Source organism: Streptomyces sp. 11x1 (assembly GCF_032598905.1).
Lineage (GTDB): Bacteria > Actinomycetota > Actinomycetes > Streptomycetales > Streptomycetaceae > Streptomyces.
In genome coordinates, this window is sequence record NZ_CP122458.1 from 357,129 (window position 1) to 379,271 (window position 22,143).

Genomic DNA, 22,143 nt, shown 5'->3' on the forward strand with positions numbered 1-22,143 from the left:
ACACAGACCCCGACCCGCTGCTCCACATCAACAGCGTCGGCCAGGCCTTGCGTCGCCTGCGGTCCTCAACCGAGTGCACCGACCGGCCAAGGAAGCTATCCATGATTAGCTATATTTTGGAGACGTGAGCCGAAAGGTCGCGCAGCCCCATTGACATAGACGTCTACTCCCTCGTGTGATGGCTAATGCTCAGTAGCCAAGGTCAGGGGTCAGCGTGTCGATCGGGTTCGAGAGCGACGAGAGGGTCGCCGACATCGCATGGCGCACCACCGAGTTCGTCCGGGAGGTGGTGCTGCCGGAGGAGCAGGCCTGTGATGGGAACGTCCATGACGGGCCGGAGCCACTGCGGCGTCGGCTGCAGCAGGCGGCCCGGGCCGCGGGGGTGTTCGCTCCGCATGTGGGTGGGGAGTGGGGCGGGCTCGGGCTGGATCTCTGCGGCCAGGCAGTGGTGTTCGAGGCGGCCGGATACTCACTGCTGGGGCCGCTGGCGCTCAACTGCGCGGCGCCCGACGAGGGCACCATGCACCTCCTCGAAGTGGTCGCCGACGAAGAACAGAAGCAGCGGTATCTGCGCCCGTTGGCGGCCGGTGAGGTGCGCTCCTGCTTCGCGATGACCGAGCCGGCGCCGGGCGCGGGATCCGACCCCCGTGCGCTGGCCACCACGGCGACGCGGACCGCGGGCGGCTGGCGGATCGACGGCCGCAAGTGGTTCATCAGCGGCGCCGACGGCGCCGGCTTCGCCATCTGTATGGCCCGCACGAGCGGCGTCCCCGGCGACGCGGGCGGCGCGACGATGTTCCTCGTGGACGCCGACAACCCGGGCCTGAAAGTCGTCCGGAACATCGACACCCTGGATCAGGGCCTGTTCGGCGGGCACAGCGAGATCGTCTTCGACAACTGCGAGGTCGGCTACGGCGCCGTGCTGGGCGAGGTGGACGAGGGCTTCGTGCATGCCCAGGTACGTCTCGGGCCCGCCCGCATGACGCACTGCATGCGCTGGCTCGGGGTGGCACGCAGGGCACAGGACATCGCCCTGGAGCGGGCGGCGGATCGCTCGGCCTTCGGTAGGCCACTGGCCGAACTGGGCATGGTGCAACAGCTGCTGGCCGACTCCGAGATCGACATCGAGACCAGTCGCGCGGTGCTGCTGCGGGCGTGCTGGGAGCTGGACCAGGGTCGCTCGGCCGCCCAGCACACCTCCATCGCGAAGACGTACGTCTCCGAGGCGGTGAACCGGGTGGTCGACCGTGCCGTGCAGGTGTGTGGCGCGCTCGGCATCTCCGGAGACACCCCCCTGTCGCGGCTGTACCGGGAGGTGCGTCCGTTCCGGATCTACGACGGCCCGTCCGAGACCCACCGCTGGGCCATCGCCAAGCGCGCGGTGCGGGCGGCGCGTGAGCGGAGGGCCCCGCGATGACCACGTCAAAGGGCACACCGGAGACCACGGTGACGGCACCGCGGACGACGGCGACCGCACCGGCGACCACGGCAGCCATCCGGGACACGGCCCTGGTCGGCGTCGACGGCCCCGCCCTGCAGCGCTACTTCGAAGACCATGTACCGCAGTGCGCGGGCCCGTTGACGGTGGAACTGCTACACGGCGGGCGCTCCAATCTCACCTACGAGGTCACCGACGGGACACACCGGTGGGTGCTGCGTCGGCCACCGCTGGGCGTGCTCACGCCGACCGCGCACGACATGGACCGCGAGTACCGTGTCGTCGCCGCACTCGGCGGCACCGGAGTACCGGTCGCCCGAGCCGTGCTGTCGTGCACGGATCCGTCGGTGATCGGGGCCCCGTTCTGTGTCGTCGACTTCGTGGAGGGCACCGTGCTGCGCGACGGTGACGAGGTCGCCGGGCTGCCCCGGGCCGACGCCCGGCGCAGCGCTGACGCGCTGGTGGACGCGCTGGTGGCACTGCACTCGGTCGACGTCGCCGCTGTCGGACTCGGCGACTTCGGCCGGCCCGACGGCTATCTGGAGCGCCAGGTGCGGCGGTGGCGCAGCCAGTGGGACAAGGTCGCCACCCGTGCCCTGCCCAACCTCGATGCGTTGCACCGCCGACTCGCCCGCGCCCTGCCGGTGAGCGGCGCGCCGGCGATCGTGCACGGCGACTACCGCCTGGACAACACCATCCTGGCACCCGGCGACCTCGGGCGGATCGCCGCGATCGTGGACTGGGAGATGGCCACCCTCGGTGATCCCCTCGCCGACCTCGGAATGCTGCTCATGTACTGGGACCCGGTCTGCGAGCCGGTGCTCGGGGCGCGCCATGTTCCCACGGCCAACGCCGGCTTCCCTGCCGGCCGTGAGCTGGCCGAGCGGTACGCCGTGCGATCGGGCCGGGACATCGAATCCCTGGCCTTCTACCAGGCGCTGGGCTGCTTCAAGCTCGCGGTCATCGCCGAGGGCATCCACGCCCGCTATCTCGCGGGTCGGACCGTCGGCACCGGCTTCGAGCTGGTCGGCTCCGCGGTCCCGGCGCTGCTGCGCTCGGGGCTGGAGCTGCTGCCGTGACGACCGCCGACATCGACGCACTCGACGAAGACCGAGGAGCACCCGTGCGAGACCGGCTGTCCGGACAGATCGCCCTGGTGACCGGCGCGACCGGCGGCATAGGAGACGCCGTCGTACGCCGACTGGCCGCCGAGGGTGCCGCCGTGGCGGTGACCGACGTGGACGCCGGCCGCTGTGAGGCGCTCGCGAAGGAGCTGACGGACGGCGGGGCACGAGCGCTCGGGCTCGCCCTGGACGTCAGCGACGAGGAGGCGTGGCACCGCGCGGTCGAGCGGGTGGTCGCCGAGTTCGGCGGGCTGTCCGTGCTCGTCAACAACGCGGGCATCGCCGAGATGCGAACCGTGGAGACGGAGACCCGGGAGTCCTGGGACAAGGTCATCGCGGTCACCCAGACCGGTGTCTGGCTCGGCATGAAGTTCGGCGGGCCCGCGATCGAGCGCTTCGGTGGGGGCTCGATCGTCAACATCGCCTCGATCTTCGGTACGGTCGGCGGCTTCGGAAGCCAATTCTCGTACCACGCGGCCAAGGGCGCGGTGCGGCTGATGACGAAGAACGCCGCGCTGCACTGGGCCACGCGCGGCGTGCGCGTGAACTCGATCCACCCGGGCTTCATCGAAACGCCCCGCTCCCGCGAACTGTGGCGGGGCATGCCCCGGCACACCGCGATGGTCGAGGGCACCCCGTTGGGGCGGCTGGGCCGACCCGACGAGGTCGCGGGAGCGGTGGCGTTCCTGGCCTCTCGGGACGCGAGCTTCGTCACCGGTTCCGAGCTGTACGTGGACGGGGGTTGGACGGCGCGCTGACCCGAGAGCCGAGAGGGAGGGCACGCGGCCGGTGGTGTCACCCCACACGCGTGTACTGGTGCACGCCGCCCACGGATGTCGCTGTCGCCCGCGACTGGAGCACGAGCACATCAAGGTGAGCCGCCGTCTCGTTGACAGCGAGCATCTGGTTGAAGGGATTCAGCTCGCCGAACGGCACGACTCGACGCGTCCATCCGAGCTTGCGCGCCACCGCGTGCGCGTCGAGCGTGGCCTCGCCCAGCGCCGCCAGGCTCTCGGCCAGCCGGTCGTCGTGGTGGGCGAGCAGTTCGGCGACCCGGGTGTGCGCGCTGTCGGAGACCGGACCGTGCGCGGGGAGCAGGCGGGCGTCGGCGTAACGGTTCATCAGCCGCAGCGAGTCCAGATAGTCGGCGAGCGGCCGGCCATCGGGCTCGGCGAGCTCGAAGCCGATGGACGGGGTGATGTGCGGCAGGACATGGTCCCCGGAGAACAGCAGGCCCCGCTGTTCGTCCAGGAAGACCACATGTCCCTTGGTGTGCCCCGGAGTCGGTACGACGCGCAGCTCCCGGTCCCCGAAGCGCAGGGTCTCGGCGGTGAGCCAGCGGTCAGGGGCCTGCCACCCGCTCGGGTCGAATCCGCCGTGGTCCATCGCCCGGATACGGTCGGCCAGTTCGCCGGCGCCGGCCCTGCGCAGGGTCTCCAGTGAGCTCACGGGTTCGTCGCTGCGCAGCCGGTCGAGCATCTCCAGACCCGGGCGCTCCCCGGCGCCGAGGTAGACGCACGAGCCCAGCAGCCGGCGCAGTTCCACCGCGTTCGTGTAGTGGTCGCGGTGGATGTGCGTGACCAGGATGTGGCTGATGTCGCCGAGGTCGCGGTCGATGGCGGCCAGGGCCTCCTCCAGTGCCTTGCGTGCCTCGGGTATCGCCCAGCCGCCGTCGATCATGACGATGCCGCCGTCGTCGGCGAGGTCCTCCAGCAGGTAGACGTTGACCGCGTGCAGGCCGTCGTTGGGAAGTGGCAGAGGAACGCGGTGCACCCCGGGCTGTACGGTCTGGACTCCGGCTGCGGCCCATGGGCCCTGGTCGAACCGCGTTGTCATGATCCTCCTTGGTGGTGTTCCGCCGCGGGATCATGCCGGTTGGCACGCGCGACGGCACGGTTGCGCGTATGTGCGTCTCGTCAGGCCTGGTCGTCGTCGGGCGTACGGGCAGTCAGCCTGACGGCCAGGTCCCGTGCCCCGCTCCGGTCGAGTTTTCCGACCTTGGTCTGAGGCAGTTCCTTGATGCCGTAAACGAATTCGGGCCATTTGGCCTTGGACAGTCCGGCCCTCTCCAGGTGTCCGGTCACCTCGGCCAGGTCGATGCCGCCTCCATCCTCGGTGACGACGAGCAGCGCCACGCGTTCACCGAGCACGTCGTCGGGAACCGCCGAGACACAGGCCCTGGACACGCGCGGGTAACTGGCGACCGCACGCTCTATCTCGGTGATGTCGATGTTGCGGCCGCCACGGATGATGACGTCCTTCTCACGGCCCATGATGCTGATGGTGCCGTCCTCGTGGGTCATCAGCAGGTCACCGGTGGGCAGGTAGCCGTCCTCTGTCAGCGCCGGCGGATCGACCTCGCCGTCGCGGGCGTAGCCGAGGAAGAGGGAAGGGCCACGTACCTGCGCCCGGCCGGTCACGCCCGGCCCGGCTGTCTGCCCGTCGGGGGTGAGAGCGCGTACGTCCGTACCCGGGAAGGGAAGGCCGTCTGTGCCGAGCCGGATCTCCTCGGGGTCGTCGGGGCTCGGCGAGGTGTGGCCGAGGCACTCGGACATGCCGAAGACGCGGAGGATCTTCGTTCCCAGGGACTGCTCCGCCCGGGCCAGCGCTCCGCGGTCCATGGGCCCGCCCCCGACGGTGATCGACCGGACGCCGCGAAGGATGGCGGAGCCGGCCGCCTCCGCGCCCATCTGCAGCGCCATGGTCGGTACGCACATGGTCCAGCGGACGTCGGCGCCGGCCATCCGCTTCAGTGCGACGGCCCTGTCCCACTTCCCCGTCATGACGAGCGGCCCGCGCAGCATGAGGGAGAGGTAGACACCGAAGCAGTACGCCGCCGTCGAGGACAGCGGCACGATCGCGGCGACGGCGTCGCCGGGTGTCAGGCCGTTGACGTCGATGGTGCTCGTGGCGGCATAGCGCAGGGCCGACTCGGACTGTACGACGCCTTTGGGCCGCCCGGTCGACCCGGAGGTGAGGCCGATCAGAGCACCGCCCGACCAGCGCGACACCTCACGCTTCTGTGGCGTGGACAGGCAGGTCCAGCCGTCGAGCACCGGCTGCGGCGGGCCCGGCAGTCGTGCGGGCACCGCCCATTCGTCCGTCGCGGAGGGCTCGGCGACCACGGCGTCCGGGCGGATGTCCTCCCAGGCCGCGGTGAACTCGGCGTGTGTGGTGTGCCGATTGACGACCGCGAGGACACCCCCGTCCCGGCCGATCATGCCCACGGCGAGGGTGGCTGCGACCGTGCGCCATGAGTTGTCGGCCTGGAGCATGACCGTGCCGCCCGCCGTGTCCGCGGCGCCCGCGGTGGACAGCGCTCCGGCCAGCAGCGTGGCCTCATCGAGTAGTTGACGGGCCGTATGGCTGCCCGTGTCATCGATGACGGCGACGAAGTCGGCCTCGTCCGCCTTCTGTTGGAACTCCCGCACTACCTGTCGCATCTTGTCCCTCGCTGCGCTGTGCCGAACTCCGTCTACTGAACGCTGGGGGTATGTGCCGTGCCGGGGAGCCGGGATCGTCCGGCGGGAGCGACCTCAGGCGGCGAACATCTCCGCCTCGTGCCCCATGACCGCGATGCGGCGGCCCTTCATGTCGCCGACCTGTGCGACGGCCTCGGCCCACTCGGGGCTCCCCAGGGCCTTCTTCAGGTCCTCAGGGGAGTCGAAGCCGAGCACGGAGATCCCGTCCCAGCCTTCGGAGCGCGGCTCCAGAGCGGCGTCGATCTCGGTGTGCCGCCAGGCACGCAGTCCGGGCAGGCGGTAGGTCAGCTCCGCGTGGTCGCCGCGCCACCACTCAATGAACCGCTCGTGTGTCCACTCCGGAGGCCGAGCTGCCAGCAGGACGAGGTTGTACATGAGGTTCCTCCATACGCGAAGGCGGGCATCGGTGGGGTGAAGGTGTGTGATCAGTCGAAGCGGATCTCGGACGAGCGGCCGATGAGCAGGCGCTGCAGCCGGCCCTCGTCGTTCACCCGCCCGGCGGCGACGAAGCTCGCCTCGGGGACACCCGCGCGTCGTACTTCCCCCAGGAAGAGCTCGTCCTGGCCGAGCGTGGTCGCCGACAGGCGGTGGTGGGTGCGGGTGCCCTTCTCGCGCTGTTCGAGGTAGCCCACGAGGGCGGCGCGGTCGCCGGCGAAGTCGGTGGCGTTGCCGTCGCCGGTGGAGAACAGGATGGACAGGGAGAAGTCGTCGCTGATCAGGTCGAGGATCCGGGACGGCTCGTCCCCGTCGAGGATCTCGAACCATGCGGTGAGGAAGGGGGCCGTGGTCGAGGTGTCGGTCATGCCCGGCTCCCGTTCTGCCCGGACCAGTCGACCAGCTCGAACGACGTGGTGAAGAAGGACTGGTAGCGCGCCAGGAGCCCGCCGGACGAGATCACCGCGGCGGAGAGGAAGGAGCCGGTGTACCGCCCGCCCTCCGTCACCACTCCGTAGACGGTTTCCAGGTCGCCGTCGCGGCTGTGGCGCAGGATCTCATGGGACCGGTCCAGGGGATTGCGGCCCGCGATGTACTCGGCGAAGTCCTCCTTGGACTTGCCGATGACCTCCTTGCCCGGGAGGGCGATGAGGAAGCGGAAATCGGGTTCGAGCAGCTCCAGCGTCCGCTCCGGATGCCGACTGTCCATTGTGGCCATGTACGCGCGCAACGCCATGAGTGAGCCCTTCGGTCGCCGACCACTGCCGATTGATCAACCTGAGCTAAGTTCAATTCAGGTAGATGTTAATCCGGTGGAAACTCCCCTGGCAATAGTGCTTCACGCAGCTGCCCCGGCGGCGGCACCGGATCGCCGGCACGACAAAGCCCCCCGACGGAATCCGCAGGGGGGCGGGAAGAGGACCGGGAGACTCAGGACGTCACGTGGCGACCATCCGCACGCAGGCGCCCTCGATCAGTTCGCTGACCTCCGACAGTGGTGTCGGCCCGGACGGCCGGTACCACCGCCAGATGCTGACGATCAGGCCGAGCACACTCGCGCCCAGCAACTGCGCGTCGCGCAGGGGAAACGCACCCTGGGACATGCCCCGGACCAGCAGGTTCGTCCAGTCCCGCTCGACGAGCTGGACCAGCTGACGCGCCGCGACGCGCTCGGCCTCCTCCCGCTTGGACTTGCGCGGGCCGGAGAGCAGGTCCATGTGGTTCTGCAGGATGCGCATCTGCAGAACCTCTTGGTCGGAGACGTCGTACGCCGCGTGGACGGCCGCCCGCAGCGCCTCCACCGGCTCCGCGGCGTCCGCCGTCGCCTCCGTGAACTTGTCATGGGAGCGCTGGAGTTCCAGCCGCATGATGGTGAGCAGGCAGTGGGTCTTGGACTCGAAGTAGTGGTACAGCGCGGTCTGCCCGATGCCGACCCGCTCCGCCACGGTGGACCACTTGGTGGCCTCGAAGCCTGTCTCGCCGAAGCAGTCCACGGCGGCCGCCAGAATGGCGGCCCGCTTGGACCTCGGCCCCGCTTCCGGTTCAACGATCCTTGTCGCCATGACTGGCCTCCCGGCTGCCGCCCATCTCGTGCGTACCCGAGAGTAGCCCCAAGTTGAACTCAGTTGCCAATCGACTTCAGGTCAAAGCCGTTCGAGCACGGTCGCATTGGCCATGCCGCCGCCCTCGCACATCGTCTGCAGACCATAACGTCCGCCGGTCCTGCGAAGCTGGTGGACAAGCGTGGTCATGAGCCGGGCACCGGTGGCGCCGAGCGGATGCCCGAGCGCGATGGCACCGCCGAAGGCGTTGACCCGTTCCGGGGCGGCGCCGATCTCCTTCTGCCAGGCGAGGACGACGGAGGCGAAGGCCTCGTTGATCTCGACCAGGTCGATCTCGCCGATCGACAGCCCGGCCTTCTTCAGAACCTTCTCAGTGGCCGGGATCGGGCCGGTCAGCATGTGGATCGGGTCGGAGCCGACCACCGCCATGGTGTGGACCCGCGCGAGCGGGGTCAGACCGTGGCGGTGTACCGCCTCCGCGGAGGCGATCAGCAGGGCGGCGGCGCCGTCGGAGATCTGGCTGGCGACGGCGGCGGTCAGCCTGCCGTCCTCGGTCAGGGTCTTCAGGCCCGCCATCTTCTCGAGGGTGGTGTCGGCGCGCGGACCCTCGTCGGCGGCCAGCCCGAAGGCCGGAGTGATCTCGTCGTCGAAGGCGCCGTCGGCCTGGGCGGCGAGGGCCCGCCGGTGGCTGGTGAGCGCGAAGCTCTCCATGCCCGCGCGGGAGACGCCCCACTTCTCGGCGATCAGCTCGGCCCCGCGGAACTGCGAGACCTCCTGGTCCCCGAAACGTGCGCGCCAGCCGTCCCCCGCGAACGGGCTGCCCATGCCGTCCTGCTCGCCGACGAACATCGGACTCGCGATGGGTACCAGGCTCATCACCTCCACCCCACCGGCGACCACCAGATCGGCGGCGCCGCAGCCGACCGTCTGCGCGGCGAAGTGCACGGCCTGCTGGGAGGAACCGCACTGGCGGTCGATGGTGGTGCCGGGCACGTGCTGCGGCAGCCCCGCCGACAGCCAGGCGGTGCGTGCGATGTTCCCGGCCTGTGCGCCGAGCTGGCTGACGCAGCCGAAGTACACGTCGTCGACGGCGCCCGGGTCGGCGCCGGTGCGCTCCAGCAGTGCGCGCAGCACATGGGCTCCGAGGTCGGCCGGGTGAACGCCGCTGAGTGTGCCCTTGCGGCGTCCGACGGGTGTGCGGACGGCTCCGACGATGAATGCTTCCGACGTGGTGGGCACGGGGGGGGCTCCTTGGGTTTCGTGAGGAAGGGACCAGGTCCCGGGCGGGTCAGGTCCCGGGCGGGGCGCTGCTGAAGTCGGGCGCACGCTTGCCGAGGAAGGCTGCGACGCCTTCACGGCCCGCGTCGGAGACGGCCGCGGCGGCGAGCGCACGCGCCTCACGGTCCAGGTGCGGCCCGAGGTCCGAGGTCAGCCCGGCGGCGACGAGCCGACGGGTGGTCCCGTAGGCGGCGGTGGGTCCACCGCGCAGCGCCTCGGCCGTGCGCGCCGCCTCGGCGGCCAGCCGGTCGGCGGCGACGACCCGGCTCACCAGTCCGATCTCCTCGGCTTCCGCCGCTGCTACGCGACGGTTGGTCAGCAGCAGATCCAGGGCCCGCTTGGGGCCGAGGAGACGGGGCAGGAACCAGCTGACCCCGGCGTCCGGTGAATAGCCGATGCCGGTGTACGCGGCGGTGAACGAGGCATCGTCGGCGGCGACGGTCACATCGGCGGACGCGGCCAGGCCGATGCCCGCGCCGGCTACGGCACCCTGCACGGCGGCCACCACGGGTGCGTCGCTCGCGGCGAACGTCCGCAGGGCGTCGTGCAGCGCGTCGGTCACCGCGGTCAGGTGCTTCTCCAGCGCCTCACCGGAGAGACACGAGAACTCCCGGAGGTCGCCGCCGACGCAGAAGGACTTCCCCTCGCCGGTCAGCAGCACGACCCGTACTGCCTCACGTGCGCAAGTCCGCGCCGCGTCCAGCAGCCCGCGCGCCATGTCCAGGTCGATGGCGTTGCCCGCCTCGCCCCGGCGCAGGGTGACGCGGGCCAGGCCACCATCGTGGATGTCCATTCCGACGCTCATCGCGCCGTCCATCCGCCGTCGACGGTCAGCACCTGTCCGGTGCAGTACGAGGAGGCGTCCGAGGCGAGGAACAGCAGGGCGCCGTCGAGTTCGTGGCCGTCGCCGCCGCGCCCCAGCAGGGTGTTGCGCTCGACCCAGCGGCTGGAGCGCTCGTCGCCGAAGAGGTCCTCGGTCATCTCGGTGCGGAACCAGCCCGGGGCGAGTGCGTTGACGCGGATGCCGCTGCCGCCCCACTGTCCGGCCAACTCCCGGGTCAGGCCGATCAGTCCGGCCTTGGACGCCGAGTAGCTCGCCCCGCCCAGCGGCGCGGCGGTCACCAGGCCGAGAATGGAGGAGACGTTGATGATGCTTCTGCCGCCCGCGTCACCTGGAGCCTCGGCCGTGAGCCGGGCGAGGTGGAAGGGCGCGGTGAGGTTGACCGCCAGGACGTCGGCGAAGGCATCCGGCGATTCGTCCTCGGCGCGGGTCTCGCCGGAGGTGGCCGCGTTGTTCACCAGGATGTCGATGCGGCCGGTGGCGGTCAGCGCGGTCTCGGCCAGCCGCGTACGGTCGGCGGCGATCGCGACGTCGCAGGCCACCGGGTTGATACGTGGGTGGGAGTCGGCGAGTTCCTTCAGCCGGTCGAGGCGGCGGGCCGCGGCGAACACGGTGGCGCCGGCCTGCGCGAGGACGGCGGCGAAGCGTGCGCCGAGCCCGGCGGAGGCGCCGGTGACGAGGGCCGTCCTGCCGTCGAGCGAGAACAGCTCGGCGGCGGATCGCGGCGCCCTCACTCGTCCACCCCGATCGGCAGGGCGGTCGCGCCGCCGTCGAGGACCAGGGTCTGGCCGGTCATCCAGGAGGAGGCGTCGGAGGCCAGGAACAGCGCCGCGTTGGCCACGTCCTCCACCGTGCCGAGGCGGCGCAGCGGCAGCTTGGCGGTGAGGATGGGCTCGCGCACCTCCCATACCGCCCGCGCCAGTTCGGTCTTGATCAGACCGGGGGCGATGGCGTTCACCCTTGCCCGGGGCCCGAGTTCGTAGGCAAGCTGCCGGGTCATGTGCAGCATGGCGGCCTTGGTGGCGTTGTAGTAGCCGATGTGCGGGTCGACGATCAGCCCTCCGACGGAGGCGATGTTGACCACCGCTCCCCCGTGCTCGGCCATCCAGGCCCGCCAGGCGTACCGGGTCCAGGCGATCATGCCGTACTGGTTGACGCGTACGGTCTTCTCTGCGCGCGGCAGGTCCAGGTCGAGGAGGTCGCCGTGGTACGGGTTGGTCGCCGCGTTGTTGACGAGGATGTCGACCCGGCCGAAGCGGGCCATGGTTTCGTCGACGCAGGCCTCGGCCTGCTCGGGTTCGCCGGCGTTGGCCACCACCGTGTGCAGGTCGCCGTCGCCCTTGACGCGCAGCAACTCCTCGCGCGCCTCGGCGAGTCCGGCCGCCTTGCGGGCCGCGATCACCACGTGTGCGCCCGCCGCTCGGTAGGCGGTGGCGATGCCGAGGCCGATGCCGCGGGATCCGCCGGTGATGACGGCGACCCGGCCGTCGAGAGTGTTGGCGCTCACGCGGCCCCTGCCTTCGTGTCGGTCTTCCGGTGCTCGGCTTTCTCGTGGTTCTCGTGTGCGGTCGTCTCGTGCTCGGCCTTCTTCCGGTACTTGGCAAGTTCCTGGCGGGCCACCGTCCGCAGATGCACTTCGTCGGGGCCGTCGGCGATGCGCAGCGCCCGCGTGATGGCGTACAGCCGGGCCAGTACGGTGTCGTCGCTCACCCCCGCCGCGCCGTGCGCCTGCACCGCGCGGTCGACCACCTTGTGGGCGACCTCCAGCGCCGCGACCTTGATCGCGGCGACCTCCATACGGGCGGCGGCGTTGCCGACGGTGTCCATCAGCCAGGCGGACTTGAGGACGAGGAGGCGCAGTTGCTCGATCTCGATGCGGCTGCGGGCGATCCACTCGCGCACCACGCCCTGATCGGCGAGCGGCCCGCCGAAGGCGACGCGGTCGGTGACGCGCTCGCACATCAGCTGCAGCGCGCGCTCGGCGAAGCCCACGGCGCGCATCGCGTAGTGCATCCGCCCCGGACCGAGCCGTCCCTGGGCGAGCGCGAAGCCCTCTCCCTCGCCCCTGAGGATGTTCTCCACCGGCACGCGGGCGTCCTCGAAGAGCACGTCACCGTGTCCGAGCCGGTCGGTGTAGCCGAACATCGGCAGGTCGCGCAGGACCGTGACGCCCGGGGTGTCGCGGGGGATGAGCAGCATGCTCTGCTGCCGGTAGGTGGGCGCGTCCGGATCGGTCTTGCCCATCAGGATGATCAGCTTGCAGTCGGGATCGAGGATCCCGGAGGTGTACCACTTGCGGCCGTTGACGACGTAGGTGTCGCCGTCGCGGCTGATGAGGGTACGGATGTTGCGCGCGTCGGAGCTGGCGACCTCCGGCTCGGTCATGGCGAAGCAGGAGCGGATCTCCGCGTCCAGCAGGGGCCGCAGCCAGCGTTCTTGCTGCTCGGGCGTGCCGTACAGCGCGAGCAGTTCCATGTTGCCGGTGTCGGGCGCCGAGCAGTTGAACACCTCGGGGCCGATGATCGAGCGGCCCGCCAGTTCCATGAGGGGTGCGTATTCGAGGTTGGTGAGTCCCGCGCCCCAGTCGCCGTGCGCCATGAAGAGGTTCCACAGGCCCTCGGCGCGTGCCTTCTCCTTGAGCTCGGTCATCACGGGCGGCAGCGCGTGCGGGTCGTCCGCCTCGGCCAGTTGCCGGTCGTAGACCGCTTCCGCGGGGAGGACGTGCTGCTCCATGAACGACCGCATGCGGTCCTGCAGTTCACTCGAGCGGGGCGAGTATCCGAAATCCACGATTGCTCCTGTCCGGGGTGCCGTGGTGCCGGGGTTCGTGTGGTGGGTCCGGATCAGCCGAGGATGTCGCGTGCCGTGCGGATCATCGCGGCGATGGTGGGCGGCAGTCGCTCCTGGTCCGGGTCGCGGTGCGTGCCCTCGCGGTGCCTGCGCAGGTTGTGGCCCATGATCGCGGCCATCTTCATGCGGCCGAGCGCCCGGAACCAGTCCATCGCGGGCAGCCCGGGCCGGCCGTCGAGGTAGGCGTACAGCAGTTCGGCCTCGCTGGGCAGGCCGGGCACGGCGCGCCCCAGCTGGGGGAAGTTGCGGTGGTCGGCGAAGAGCAGGAACCAGCCGAGGTCGATGCGCGGGTCGCCCACGCTCCAGATCTCCCAGTCGACGACGGCCACCGCACGCTCGTCGGCACACAGCACGTTGCCGAGCCGGAAGTCCCCGTGCAGCAGGGCCGGAGGGAGGCCGCCGGGCACATCACGGGCGAGGCGTGCGAGCAACTCCTCGCCGCCATGGCGCAGTTCGGCAGGGACAGCGCGCAGGGTGCGGCTCCACCGCTCCAACTCTCCTGCCGGGTCGAGTGGTTCGGGAGGATCAAGGCCGGGTGTACAGGTGTCGGTGGCGTGCAGCCGCCGCAGCACGGTGGCGATCTCCAGCATCCGGGCGCGGGCCGTCGCGGCGGGCACCTCGGGCTCGTCGAGTACCGGCTCGACGGCCTCCCCGGTCGCGAACTCCATGGCGAACCAGGCCGGTCGTGTCTCGTCCACGGCGGCGACGCCCGGCACCGGCACCGCGGACCCGGCCAGCGCGCCCAGCACCCGCGCCTGGCGCAGCACGTCGTTGCGCCCGACGGGCCGCTGCCCCGGAGGCACCGCCTTGACGACGTACCTGGTGTCGCCCGCGGTGACGGAGTACGTCAGCCCCGAGTGACCGCCCGGAAGCACCGCCAACTCCCCGATCTCAGCGCCCGGATGGCGGCGGGCGAGCTGATCACGCACCCGGTCGGCCAGCTCTGACAGCTGTGTGGCCGTGCTCATCGGACGGGCTCCTTCGGCAGGCCGAGCACGCGTTCGGCGAGGATGTTGTGCTGGATCTCGTCGGTGCCGCCCGCGATGCTGTATCCAGGGGCGCCGAGCAGGTGCTCCGTCCAGGCATAGGTGCCCCACTCCCCCGTGTCCGCGACCAGGCTCGGGCCGAGCAGCTCGGAGACCAGATCGCTGGTGCGCCGCATGGTCTCGGTGGCGTAGAGCTTGCCGACCGAGGCCTCCGCGCCGGGCTCGCGTCCGGCGACGAGGGCGGCGGTCACCCGCAGTCCGATGAGCCGCTGGACGAGGGTGCGGATGTGGAGGTCGGCTGCCCGCTGCTGCTCGCTGCCGGTGAGCGGGCGGGGCAGGTTCACGGCGAGTTCCAGCGCCCGGTCGGCGTTGTCCAGGCCGAGGTTGCCGGAGTCGAGCCGTTCGGCGGCCAGCACGCTGAGCGTGACCCGCCAGCCCTCGCCGACCGGCCCGAGCCGGTCGGTGTCGGGCACCACCACGCCGTCGAGGTAGACCTCGTTGAAGCTGGTGCCGCCCGTCATCTGCTGGATGGGCCGTACGATCACGCCCGGCGCGTCCATGCGCACCAGGAAGACGGTGATGCCGGCGTGCTTGCGTACGTCCGGATCGGTACGGCACACCGCGACGCCCCAGGTCGCCACACGGGCCCCGGACGTCCACACCTTGTGTCCTTGGAGCACCCAGTGTTCGCTGTCACGCACCGCCCTTGTGCGCACCGCGGCGAGGTCGGAGCCGGCCTCGGTCTCCGAGAACAGCTGGCAGGCGAGTTCGTCGGTGCGCAGCATGGGCCGCAGCCATCGCTCCTTCTGCTCCTCGGTGCCCCAGATGCCGATCGCGGGGGCGACGAGCTGCTGCGTCACCGGGAAGACCTCGGTGCGGTGGGGCACGTCGAAGGCCGCCTCTTCGGCGCGGTAGAGCTGCTCGTAGTAGGCGGGCAGGCCACGTCCCCCGTACACCTCCTGCCAGTTGAGCGCGCCCCACCCGTGGTCGTAGCGGGTGCGTTCCCACTCGTGGATGCGGGCGGTGTACTCGCGTTCCTGCTCCTCGGTCCAGTTCTCGAACACGGCGACGGAGTCGGAGCCGCTGCCCCACGCTCCGCCGACGGCGCGCGGCCGGGCGACCGTGGTGAGCCACTGCCGGGCGTGCGCGCGGAACTCCTCGGGTTCCGGGACGGCGCTCATCTCTTCCTCCACCTCCATTCAGCGGGACAGCACTGTGCACGCGCTCACGCCCGGGGCGCCGTACACATGGGTGAAGCCGATCCTGGGTTCGCCGGGGACCTGGCGTTCGCCTGCCCGTCCGCGCAGTTGCTGGACGATCTCGTAGACCTGGCGCAGCCCGGAGGCACCGATGGGTTCGCCGTTGGCGATGCAGCCACCGTCGGTGTTGACCGGCAGGGTCCCACCGATCTCGGTGGCGCCGGAAGCGACCAGGCGCTCCTGCTCGCCGTCCTCGCAGAACCCGCACTCGGCCATGTGCATGACCTCGGCGCCGCTCTCGGTGTCCTGCAGCTGGCAGACGTCGACGTCGCCGGGGCCGATCCCTGCTTCCTCGAAGGCGGCGGCCGAGGTATCACGGCTGACGCTGGTGAGCCGGCCTCCGGGGATCCAGGGGCTGAACACCTCGAACGAGCCGAAGCGCCGAGTGCGTACCGCCGCCGAGCGCAGGGCGACCGGCGCGCCGTCCAAGGTGCGTGCCGCCTCGGGAGAGCACAGCACCAGGGCTGCCGCACCCGCTCCCGGGGAGCAGAACATGTAACGGGTCAGCGGGTCGCTGACCATGCCGGAGTCGAGGATCTCCTCGGCGGACACGGGTTTGCGCCGCCACGCCTCGGGGGTCAGACCACCGTTGCGGTACGCCTTCTCGGCGACCAGGGCGAGGGTCCGCGGCGTGATGCCGTGGTCGTGCATGTAGCGCTGGATCTTCATGCCGAAGAACTGGGTGGTGACCATCAGCCCGTCGCTGCCGTATTCCGCCCCCAGCCCCCAGTCCTCGGGTCTCGGGTCGAAGGCGCCGCGCGGGTGTTTGTCGAAGCCGACGGCGAGGACGACGTCCGCCATGCCGGAGCGGATCGCGTTCACGGCCGAGATCAGCGCGCTGCCGCCGGTGGCGCAGCCGTTCTTGACGTTGACGAACGGCAGTCCGGTGAAGCCGAGTTGGGCCACCAGGGTGTCGGCGAGACCGGCGTTGTCGCTGCCGCCGAACGCGGCCCGCACCCGCGACCACTCGATCCCGGCGTCCGACAGCGCGGCGTTCACCGCGGCGACGGCCAGTTGCCGGCCGCTGGCCTCCGACCGGCCGAACGGGGTGCGCCCGGCGCCGCAGATCAGGACGTCGGCAGTCATGAACCCTCCTCGCCCGGGGTCGTGGGCCTGGCCCGCGGGACGCCGTCGCCGGCCCTCACGGTGAGGGGCATCCCGATGCGGATGTCATCGAGGTCGTGGACATCGAGTACGGCCGCCACCCGCACGCCGTCCGCCAGCTCGACGTAGCCGAGGGCGAACGGCTCGAAGCCGCCGGGCGGAGCCTGGTAGGGCGGGGACTTGGGGGCGTACCGCTGCACCGTCCAGGTCCACAGCCTGCCCGTACCCCGGAGGACCGCCGGATCGGCCGGCCCCCCGCAGCGGGGGCACGCGTCCTCCGCGGGGTAGGCCGTCACCGCGCAGCCGGAGCAGCGTGAGCCCTGGAGCCCGGCGGCGACGGTCGGACTCCGCGGGTCCGTGGCCATCCGGATCAGCGCCCCGTCCACTTGGGTTCGCGCTTCTCCAGGAACGCCGACACGCCTTCGTTCGCGTCCTCGGAGTTGAGGGCCACGCCCACGGCGAGGTGCTCCATCACCATCAGCGACTGGATGTCGGCGTCCAGGCTGCGGTCGATCGTCATCTTCGTCAGCCACATCATGAAGGGGCTCTTGTCGATGAGGTCCCCGATGAAGGCATCGACCGTCTCGTCCAGCTTGTCGGCCGGCGCGGATTTGTTGATCAGTCCGAAGTCGACGGCCTCGACACCGGAGAGGAGCTTGCCGGTGAGCATCAGCTCCTTGGTCTTGCGTATGCCGATCATGCGCGGCACCCGGTAGATCGGGCCGGCCCCGCCGAACAGGGCGCGGCGGATGTGGAAGTCGCCGATCTTGGCGTCGTCCGCGGAGATGGCGAAGTCACAGGAGATCATGATTTCGAAACCGCCGGCGGTGACGTAGCCCTCCAGGACCGCGACCGAGGGGGTCTTCATGGAGTAGAGGCGGTCGCAGACCTTCGCGGACTTCACCGCGACGTCGATCGCGTTGGACTTACCGACGTACTCCGCCTTCAGGCTGTCGAGGTCGAAGCCCGAACAGAAGGTGCCGCCGCGGCCGCGAACCACCAGTACGCGCAGCTCGGGGTCCTCGTCGACCTCGGTGATGATCTCGTCGAGCCGGTCCAGGATCGGCACGGTGACGCAGTTCTTCTTCCACGGGCGGTTGAGCCACACACGGGCGACGTTGCCGTCACGCTCGAACTGGATCTCGTCTTCCACTGCCATCCCAGCCTCCAAATTGAACTGAATTCACTACGAGTCTGCGAGGGTGAAGGTGCGCTGTCAACCCTTCGATCGAGACAGGTTCAGATGTGAAAGCCACCATGGGACAGCGGCGGAACACTTCCACCAAGTGATCGAACCGAACTTAATTCAGACCAAAAGGGCAAGGAACGCACCTACTTCGGTTCACTTCGCCTGGGCGCTTCGTCCCTCCGGTGGTCCAGGCGCCCGAGCGGCTCGCGGATAGGACATCGACTGCGGCATGGAGCTCCGCCGCGCCCACCCGTCGAACCCCCTGCCGCAGCGTCGACTCGGGGGCCACGGCGGTGCCTCCGGTGATCACCATGATGGCGTGCGCCGCCCCGGGCCGGTCGCCGCCAGGAGGCCGCGTCGGTCTCGGTGGGGGCACCGTCGCTGACGGCGGTGGTGGTGGTGTGGGTGGTGGCCGAGGCGGTCGCGGAGGGTGAGACCGTCGAGTGCGAAGGGTGCGGTGAGGCGAGTGAGGGCCCGGGTCTGGCGCCATACGGCTTTCTTCGCCGTCCTCCTCGCCCGTTCAGGCGGCGGAGCGGGCGCCCAGACCGATGAGCCCGGCGAGTCGGGCCCGATGCCCGTCCGTCGTGCCGAACAGCACCTCGCTGCTACGTGCGCGGCGCACATACAGATGGGCCGGGTGCTCCCAGGTGAAGCCGATGCCACCGTGCAGTTGGACGTATTCGGCCGTGGCCAGGCGGAAAGTCTCGGAGCAGACCACGGCGGCGGCGCAGCAGGCCACCGGCAGTTGCTGCGGGGCAACGGCGGCGCAGGCAGTCGCGTGTGCCGACGCCGAGCGTGCCGCCTCCAGCGCGACCAGCACATCGGCCAGCCGGTGCTTGACAGCCTGGAAGGAACCGATGGGGCGCCCGAACTGGTGGCGCTGCGCGACGAATTCGACCGTGGCGTCCAGCGCGTGTCCGCTGCCGCCGACCTGTTCGGCCGCCAGCGCGGCCCGCCCGGTGTCGAGAGTCGCCGAGACCGCGCCTTCGGCGCCCTCCACCGTCCCCACGGCGATGGCCGGGGCGCCTCGGAATTCCACCAGCGCCTGGCGGCGCGTCTCGTCCAGGACACGGCGCGGAGTCCGCCGACAGGTGTCCGGGGCGGGCTCACAGGCGAACAACCGCGGTCCGACCGGAGTTTGTGCCCGTACCAGGATCAGGTCCGCGCCCGCCCCGTCGAGCACGAAGTCCGCCCGGCCCCGCAGCAGCCAGCCCGATCCACCCTTCTCGGCGATGACGCCTAGCTCGTCGGTCTCGGGATTCACGGGCTTGTCGGCGTCGAACGCGGCCACGGTCGCGGTGAGCGTGCCGTCGGCGATCCGCGGCAGGTAGCGCTCGCAGGCCATGGGGTCGCCGCTGTACAGCAGGGCGTGAGCAGCGAGGACCACCGTGGGCAGGAGCGGCGCGCAGTACAGGGCGCGCCCGGATTCCTCCAGGGCGACGGCGAGTTCGGCGAACGTGAAGCCCGACCCGCCGTACGCCTCCGGAACGGCCAGCCCGTGGACCCCGATCTCGCCCGCGAGGCGCCTCCAGAGCACTTCGTCGTATCCGCGCGGGGTGGCCAGCTGCTTGCGGACATCCTCGGCACCACTCGCCTCGGTGTGGAAGTCCCGCAGCACGGCGCGCAGTTGCCGCTGTTCGTCGGTTTCGGACAGCGACTGGGGGTCGATCTCGGGATGACGACGACGCATGGGCACTCCTCACAAAACTGAACTCAATTCACTTACCGTAGATACAGGACTCCGGCCGGGCAAGGCCTGCGCACGAGTTGATTTCCGCTCAGGCGGTGAACCGGCCGCCGTTGGCGAGCAGCACCGCGCCGACGAGGTTCACCGCGGCATCGCTCGCGAGGAAGAGAGCGATGTCGGCGATCTCCTCCGGTGTCGCGTACGGGCGCACCCGCGGGTCGGCGAAACCGGCTCGCAGCACCTCGGGCGTGCGCGCCGCCATCCCCGTCTCCGTCGGCCCCGGAGCCACCACGTTCACGCGGATCCCGGACGCGACGACCTCCTTGGCCACGGCCTGAGCCAGTGCGTGCACACCCGCCTTGGAGGCGGCGTAGTGGGGATATCCGACGGGGGTGTCGAAGGCCGCCGACGAGCCGATCACCACGATCACCCCGGCCCCGAAGGGCCGCATGACCCGCACCGCGGCGCGCAGCACATGGAACGTACCGTCCAGGTTGACCCGCATGACGCGCCGCCAGGAGGCGTCGTCGAGGGAATCGGTCATCTCGACGGGCCGCCCCTCGACCAGGGCGGCCGCGATGCGCTCCTTGGCCTCGGGGTCGTCGACTCCGGCCGCGTGCACCAGGACGTCGAGCCGTCCGTGCCGGTGCAGCAGGTCCTGGACGGCGGCGTCGACGCCCGCCGCGTCCGCCACGTCGAGTTCGACCGCCTCCGCGGCGGGCAGTTCCTTGGCGACGGCCGCGGCGCCCTCGCCGTTCACGTCGGCCAGGACGACGGTCCGCGCCCCTTCCGCGGCCAGTTGCCGTGCGACCGCCGCACCCATGCCGGAGCCGGCGCCTGTCACCATCGCGACCTTGTCCGCGAACCTTTCCGTCCGTGCGTCTGTGCGCATCAGCCGATCCTCCCTCGCTGCCACTTTCCACACCCTATTGAACTGACTTCACCTCTGTTACCGTGGCAGCCGCGGGCTGACAAGACCTGGGACGGTGAAGATGAGGGCACTGCGACTGACGGCGTGGGGCGAGCCCCCGACACAGACCGAGGTCGAGCGGCCAGTCCCCCACGGCGCCGAGGTACTCGTGCGCGTCGAAGCCACCGGGCTGTGCCACTCCGACCTGCACGTCATCGACGCGGCTGCGGGAGCACTCCCTTACCGGCTGCCGTTCACTCTCGGCCACGAGGTCGCGGGGCGGACCACGGCCCTGGGACCCGACGCCGACGGGCTCGCGGTCGGCGACCGCGTGGTGCTGTACGGACCGTGGGGTTGCGGCGCCTGCGACCGTTGCGCCGCGGGCCGGGACAACTACTGCGACCGGCGCGGAGCCCTCGCCTGGCACGGCGCGGGGCTGGGCCGGGACGGCGGAATGGCCGAGTACGTGCTCGTCCCCTCCGCCCGCCATCTGGTGCCGATCGGCGACCTGTCGGCCGATCAGGCGGCTCCGCTCTCCGACGCGGGCCTGACGCCTTATCACGCCGTGGCCGGTCTGCGGCACACGCTCGGGAAGGGCACCACCACCGCCGTCATCGGTGTCGGCGGGCTCGGTCACCTGGCTGTACAGATCCTCCGCGCGACCACCCCCAGCCGTGTACTGGCCGTCGACGTCCGGGAGGAGGCTCTGGCTCTCGCGGACCGCTCCGGCGCGGACTTCGGCACTCTGCTGCGGACGGACACCGCGGGGGTCCTGCGGAAGCGGAGTGGTGGCGCGGGAGCGGACGCCGTGCTCGACTTCGTCGGCACCACCGAGACGCTGGAACTCGCGACCGGCATTCTGCGCCCGGGTGGTGAACTGGCCGTCGTCGGCAGCGGCGGCGGCCGGCTGACGGTCTCCAAGCCGGGTGCTCTTCCACCGGGCTTCAGACTCTCGCTGCCCTTCTGGGGGACCCGCCCCGAGCTCGCCGAGGTCGTGGCGCTGGCCCGCTCGGGGGCGATCCGTGTCGAGACGGAGCCGTTCCCGCTGTCCGCCGCACCAGAAGCGATCGGCCGGCTGCGTGGGGGCCGGGTGCGGGGGCGGGCCGTACTCGTCCCCGACTGACCGCGTTCACCGGCAGGTCGGTGACCACGGGCGACCACAGGCAGCGTGCTGACCACAGGCAGGTGGTGACCTCTGACCACGCATACAGAAGGGAAGCTCGGGATGCGCTTCGACGGAAGAGTCGCGATCGTCACCGGCGGCGCCCGGGGTCTGGGCGCCTCACATGTGCGCGGGCTGGCCGCGGAAGGCGCCAGGGTCGCTGTCTGCGACCTGCTGGACGACGAGGGAAAGGCCCTGGCCGAGGAAGTCCCCCACGCGCGGTACTGCCGCCTGGACGTCACCGATGAAGAGGCGTGGATGTCCGTCGTCCGCACCGTCGAGGACACCTTGGGCCCCGTGGACGTCCTGGTCAACAACGCGGGGATCGTTCACTTCGGCGGCGTGGAACAGCAGACGCCCGTGCACTTCCGCCGGATCGTCGACGTCAACCTGGTGGGTGCCTTCCTCGGTATGCACACCGTCCTCCCCGGCATGCGTGGCCGCGGCCACGGAGCGGTCGTCAACATCTCCTCGGCCGCCGGCCTCATGGGTTTCGCCGACGGCATCGGCTATGTGGCGAGCAAGTGGGGGGTGCGGGGGATGACCAAGGCCGCCGCTCTGGACATGGCGGGCACCGGGGTGCGCGTCAACTCCGTGCATCCGGGCGTGATCCGCACGCCCATGGGTGGGAGCGCCTCGCCCGAACTGTTCGCCAGTCAGCCCGTACCGCGTATCGGGGAGCCCGAGGAGGTCACCCGCGTGGTGCTCTTCCTGGCGAGCGACGACGCCTCCTACACCACGGGCGGCGAGTTCCTCGTCGACGGCGGCCAGACCATCGGCCACGTCGGTCACGCTCACGCGACGGCGGAGCAGCAGGGCTTGGTCAGGTAGGTATC

General features: G+C 70.7%; 23 protein-coding genes. 5 read left to right on the forward strand and 18 right to left on the reverse strand.

Annotated features, from left to right (window positions below; translation table 11 throughout):
- The first annotated feature begins 214 nt into the window (after positions 1 to 214).
- Genes P8T65_RS01765 through P8T65_RS01775 form a run of 3 tightly spaced genes read left to right on the forward strand, consistent with a single transcriptional unit; the run spans position 215 to position 3,320 of the window.
- Positions 215 to 1,417 carry an acyl-CoA dehydrogenase family protein gene (locus P8T65_RS01765; RefSeq protein ID WP_316723638.1) on the forward strand — a complete coding sequence of 401 codons (1,203 nt, stop codon included), beginning with the start codon at positions 215 to 217 and terminating at the stop codon, positions 1,415 to 1,417.
- On the forward strand, positions 1,414 to 2,517 hold the full coding sequence (locus tag P8T65_RS01770) for a phosphotransferase family protein (RefSeq protein ID WP_316723639.1): 1,104 nt from the start codon (positions 1,414 to 1,416) through the stop codon (positions 2,515 to 2,517). Before P8T65_RS01765 ends, P8T65_RS01770 begins: the two co-directional genes overlap by 4 nt.
- Positions 2,518 to 2,561: 44 nt before the next feature.
- Complete coding sequence (locus P8T65_RS01775; RefSeq protein ID WP_316731451.1) at positions 2,562 to 3,320, forward strand: SDR family NAD(P)-dependent oxidoreductase; 759 nt, start codon at positions 2,562 to 2,564, stop codon at positions 3,318 to 3,320.
- 37 nt (positions 3,321 to 3,357) lie between these two features.
- On the opposite strand, the gene P8T65_RS01780 is transcribed toward P8T65_RS01775, so the two are convergent.
- The 18 genes from P8T65_RS01780 to P8T65_RS01865 form a co-directional block, all read right to left on the reverse strand.
- Positions 3,358 to 4,398, reverse strand: a complete 1,041-nt coding sequence (locus tag P8T65_RS01780; protein ID WP_316723640.1) for an MBL fold metallo-hydrolase — start codon at positions 4,396 to 4,398, stop codon at positions 3,358 to 3,360.
- Positions 4,399 to 4,478: 80 nt separating this feature from the next.
- On the reverse strand, positions 4,479 to 6,005 hold the full coding sequence (locus P8T65_RS01785) for a class I adenylate-forming enzyme family protein (protein WP_316723641.1): 1,527 nt from the start codon (positions 6,003 to 6,005) through the stop codon (positions 4,479 to 4,481).
- Between the two features lie 93 nt (positions 6,006 to 6,098).
- Positions 6,099 to 6,419, reverse strand: coding sequence for an EthD family reductase (locus P8T65_RS01790; protein WP_316723642.1), 321 nt, complete (start codon positions 6,417 to 6,419; stop codon positions 6,099 to 6,101).
- 50 nt (positions 6,420 to 6,469) lie between these two features.
- Positions 6,470 to 6,847, reverse strand: a complete 378-nt coding sequence (locus P8T65_RS01795) for a hypothetical protein (protein WP_316723643.1) — start codon at positions 6,845 to 6,847, stop codon at positions 6,470 to 6,472.
- The gene (locus tag P8T65_RS01800; RefSeq protein ID WP_316723644.1) at positions 6,844 to 7,215 is read right to left on the reverse strand and encodes a nuclear transport factor 2 family protein; all 372 of its coding nucleotides are present in this window, start codon (positions 7,213 to 7,215) and stop codon (positions 6,844 to 6,846) included. The genes P8T65_RS01795 and P8T65_RS01800 overlap by 4 nt, the downstream gene beginning before the upstream one ends.
- Positions 7,216 to 7,417: 202 nt before the next feature.
- A complete protein-coding gene (locus P8T65_RS01805; RefSeq protein ID WP_316723645.1) occupies positions 7,418 to 8,041 on the reverse strand; it encodes a TetR/AcrR family transcriptional regulator in 624 nt (207 codons plus the stop codon).
- An 81-nt stretch (positions 8,042 to 8,122) separates the two neighbouring features.
- Positions 8,123 to 9,280: an acetyl-CoA C-acetyltransferase gene (locus tag P8T65_RS01810; RefSeq protein WP_316723646.1), complete on the reverse strand. Its 1,158-nt coding sequence runs from the start codon at positions 9,278 to 9,280 to the stop codon at positions 8,123 to 8,125.
- Between the two features lie 49 nt (positions 9,281 to 9,329).
- Positions 9,330 to 10,124, reverse strand: coding sequence for an enoyl-CoA hydratase-related protein (locus P8T65_RS01815; protein WP_316723647.1), 795 nt, complete (start codon positions 10,122 to 10,124; stop codon positions 9,330 to 9,332).
- The gene (locus P8T65_RS01820) at positions 10,121 to 10,894 is read right to left on the reverse strand and encodes an SDR family oxidoreductase (protein WP_316723648.1); all 774 of its coding nucleotides are present in this window, start codon (positions 10,892 to 10,894) and stop codon (positions 10,121 to 10,123) included. Before P8T65_RS01820 ends, P8T65_RS01815 begins: the two co-directional genes overlap by 4 nt.
- Complete coding sequence (locus P8T65_RS01825; RefSeq protein WP_316723649.1) at positions 10,891 to 11,667, reverse strand: SDR family oxidoreductase; 777 nt, start codon at positions 11,665 to 11,667, stop codon at positions 10,891 to 10,893. The genes P8T65_RS01820 and P8T65_RS01825 overlap by 4 nt, the downstream gene beginning before the upstream one ends.
- A complete protein-coding gene (locus P8T65_RS01830) occupies positions 11,664 to 12,950 on the reverse strand; it encodes an acyl-CoA dehydrogenase family protein (RefSeq protein WP_316723650.1) in 1,287 nt (428 codons plus the stop codon). The genes P8T65_RS01825 and P8T65_RS01830 overlap by 4 nt, the downstream gene beginning before the upstream one ends.
- A gap of 53 nt (positions 12,951 to 13,003) precedes the next feature.
- Entirely contained in the window at positions 13,004 to 13,978 is a 975-nt protein-coding gene (locus tag P8T65_RS01835) for a phosphotransferase family protein (RefSeq protein ID WP_316723651.1), read from the reverse strand.
- Positions 13,975 to 15,177 carry an acyl-CoA dehydrogenase family protein gene (locus P8T65_RS01840; protein ID WP_316723652.1) on the reverse strand — a complete coding sequence of 401 codons (1,203 nt, stop codon included), beginning with the start codon at positions 15,175 to 15,177 and terminating at the stop codon, positions 13,975 to 13,977. Before P8T65_RS01840 ends, P8T65_RS01835 begins: the two co-directional genes overlap by 4 nt.
- Positions 15,178 to 15,195: 18 nt before the next feature.
- Positions 15,196 to 16,341 carry a thiolase family protein gene (locus P8T65_RS01845; protein WP_316723653.1) on the reverse strand — a complete coding sequence of 382 codons (1,146 nt, stop codon included), beginning with the start codon at positions 16,339 to 16,341 and terminating at the stop codon, positions 15,196 to 15,198.
- Positions 16,338 to 16,724 carry an OB-fold domain-containing protein gene (locus tag P8T65_RS01850; RefSeq protein ID WP_316731452.1) on the reverse strand — a complete coding sequence of 129 codons (387 nt, stop codon included), beginning with the start codon at positions 16,722 to 16,724 and terminating at the stop codon, positions 16,338 to 16,340. The genes P8T65_RS01845 and P8T65_RS01850 overlap by 4 nt, the downstream gene beginning before the upstream one ends.
- A gap of 5 nt (positions 16,725 to 16,729) precedes the next feature.
- Positions 16,730 to 17,518 carry an enoyl-CoA hydratase/isomerase family protein gene (locus P8T65_RS01855; RefSeq protein WP_316723654.1) on the reverse strand — a complete coding sequence of 263 codons (789 nt, stop codon included), beginning with the start codon at positions 17,516 to 17,518 and terminating at the stop codon, positions 16,730 to 16,732.
- 550 nt (positions 17,519 to 18,068) lie between these two features.
- A complete protein-coding gene (locus tag P8T65_RS01860) occupies positions 18,069 to 19,238 on the reverse strand; it encodes an acyl-CoA dehydrogenase family protein (RefSeq protein ID WP_316723655.1) in 1,170 nt (389 codons plus the stop codon).
- A gap of 88 nt (positions 19,239 to 19,326) precedes the next feature.
- Entirely contained in the window at positions 19,327 to 20,127 is an 801-nt protein-coding gene (locus P8T65_RS01865) for an SDR family NAD(P)-dependent oxidoreductase (protein ID WP_316723656.1), read from the reverse strand.
- 100 nt (positions 20,128 to 20,227) lie between these two features.
- Here P8T65_RS01865 and P8T65_RS01870 point away from each other — a divergent pair, with 100 nt between their 5' ends.
- Together P8T65_RS01870 and P8T65_RS01875 are read left to right on the forward strand one after the other, a co-directional pair.
- The gene (locus P8T65_RS01870) at positions 20,228 to 21,268 is read left to right on the forward strand and encodes an NAD(P)-dependent alcohol dehydrogenase (protein ID WP_316723657.1); all 1,041 of its coding nucleotides are present in this window, start codon (positions 20,228 to 20,230) and stop codon (positions 21,266 to 21,268) included.
- 102 nt (positions 21,269 to 21,370) lie between these two features.
- Complete coding sequence (locus P8T65_RS01875) at positions 21,371 to 22,138, forward strand: SDR family oxidoreductase (RefSeq protein ID WP_316723658.1); 768 nt, start codon at positions 21,371 to 21,373, stop codon at positions 22,136 to 22,138.
- Positions 22,139 to 22,143 lie beyond the last annotated feature (5 nt).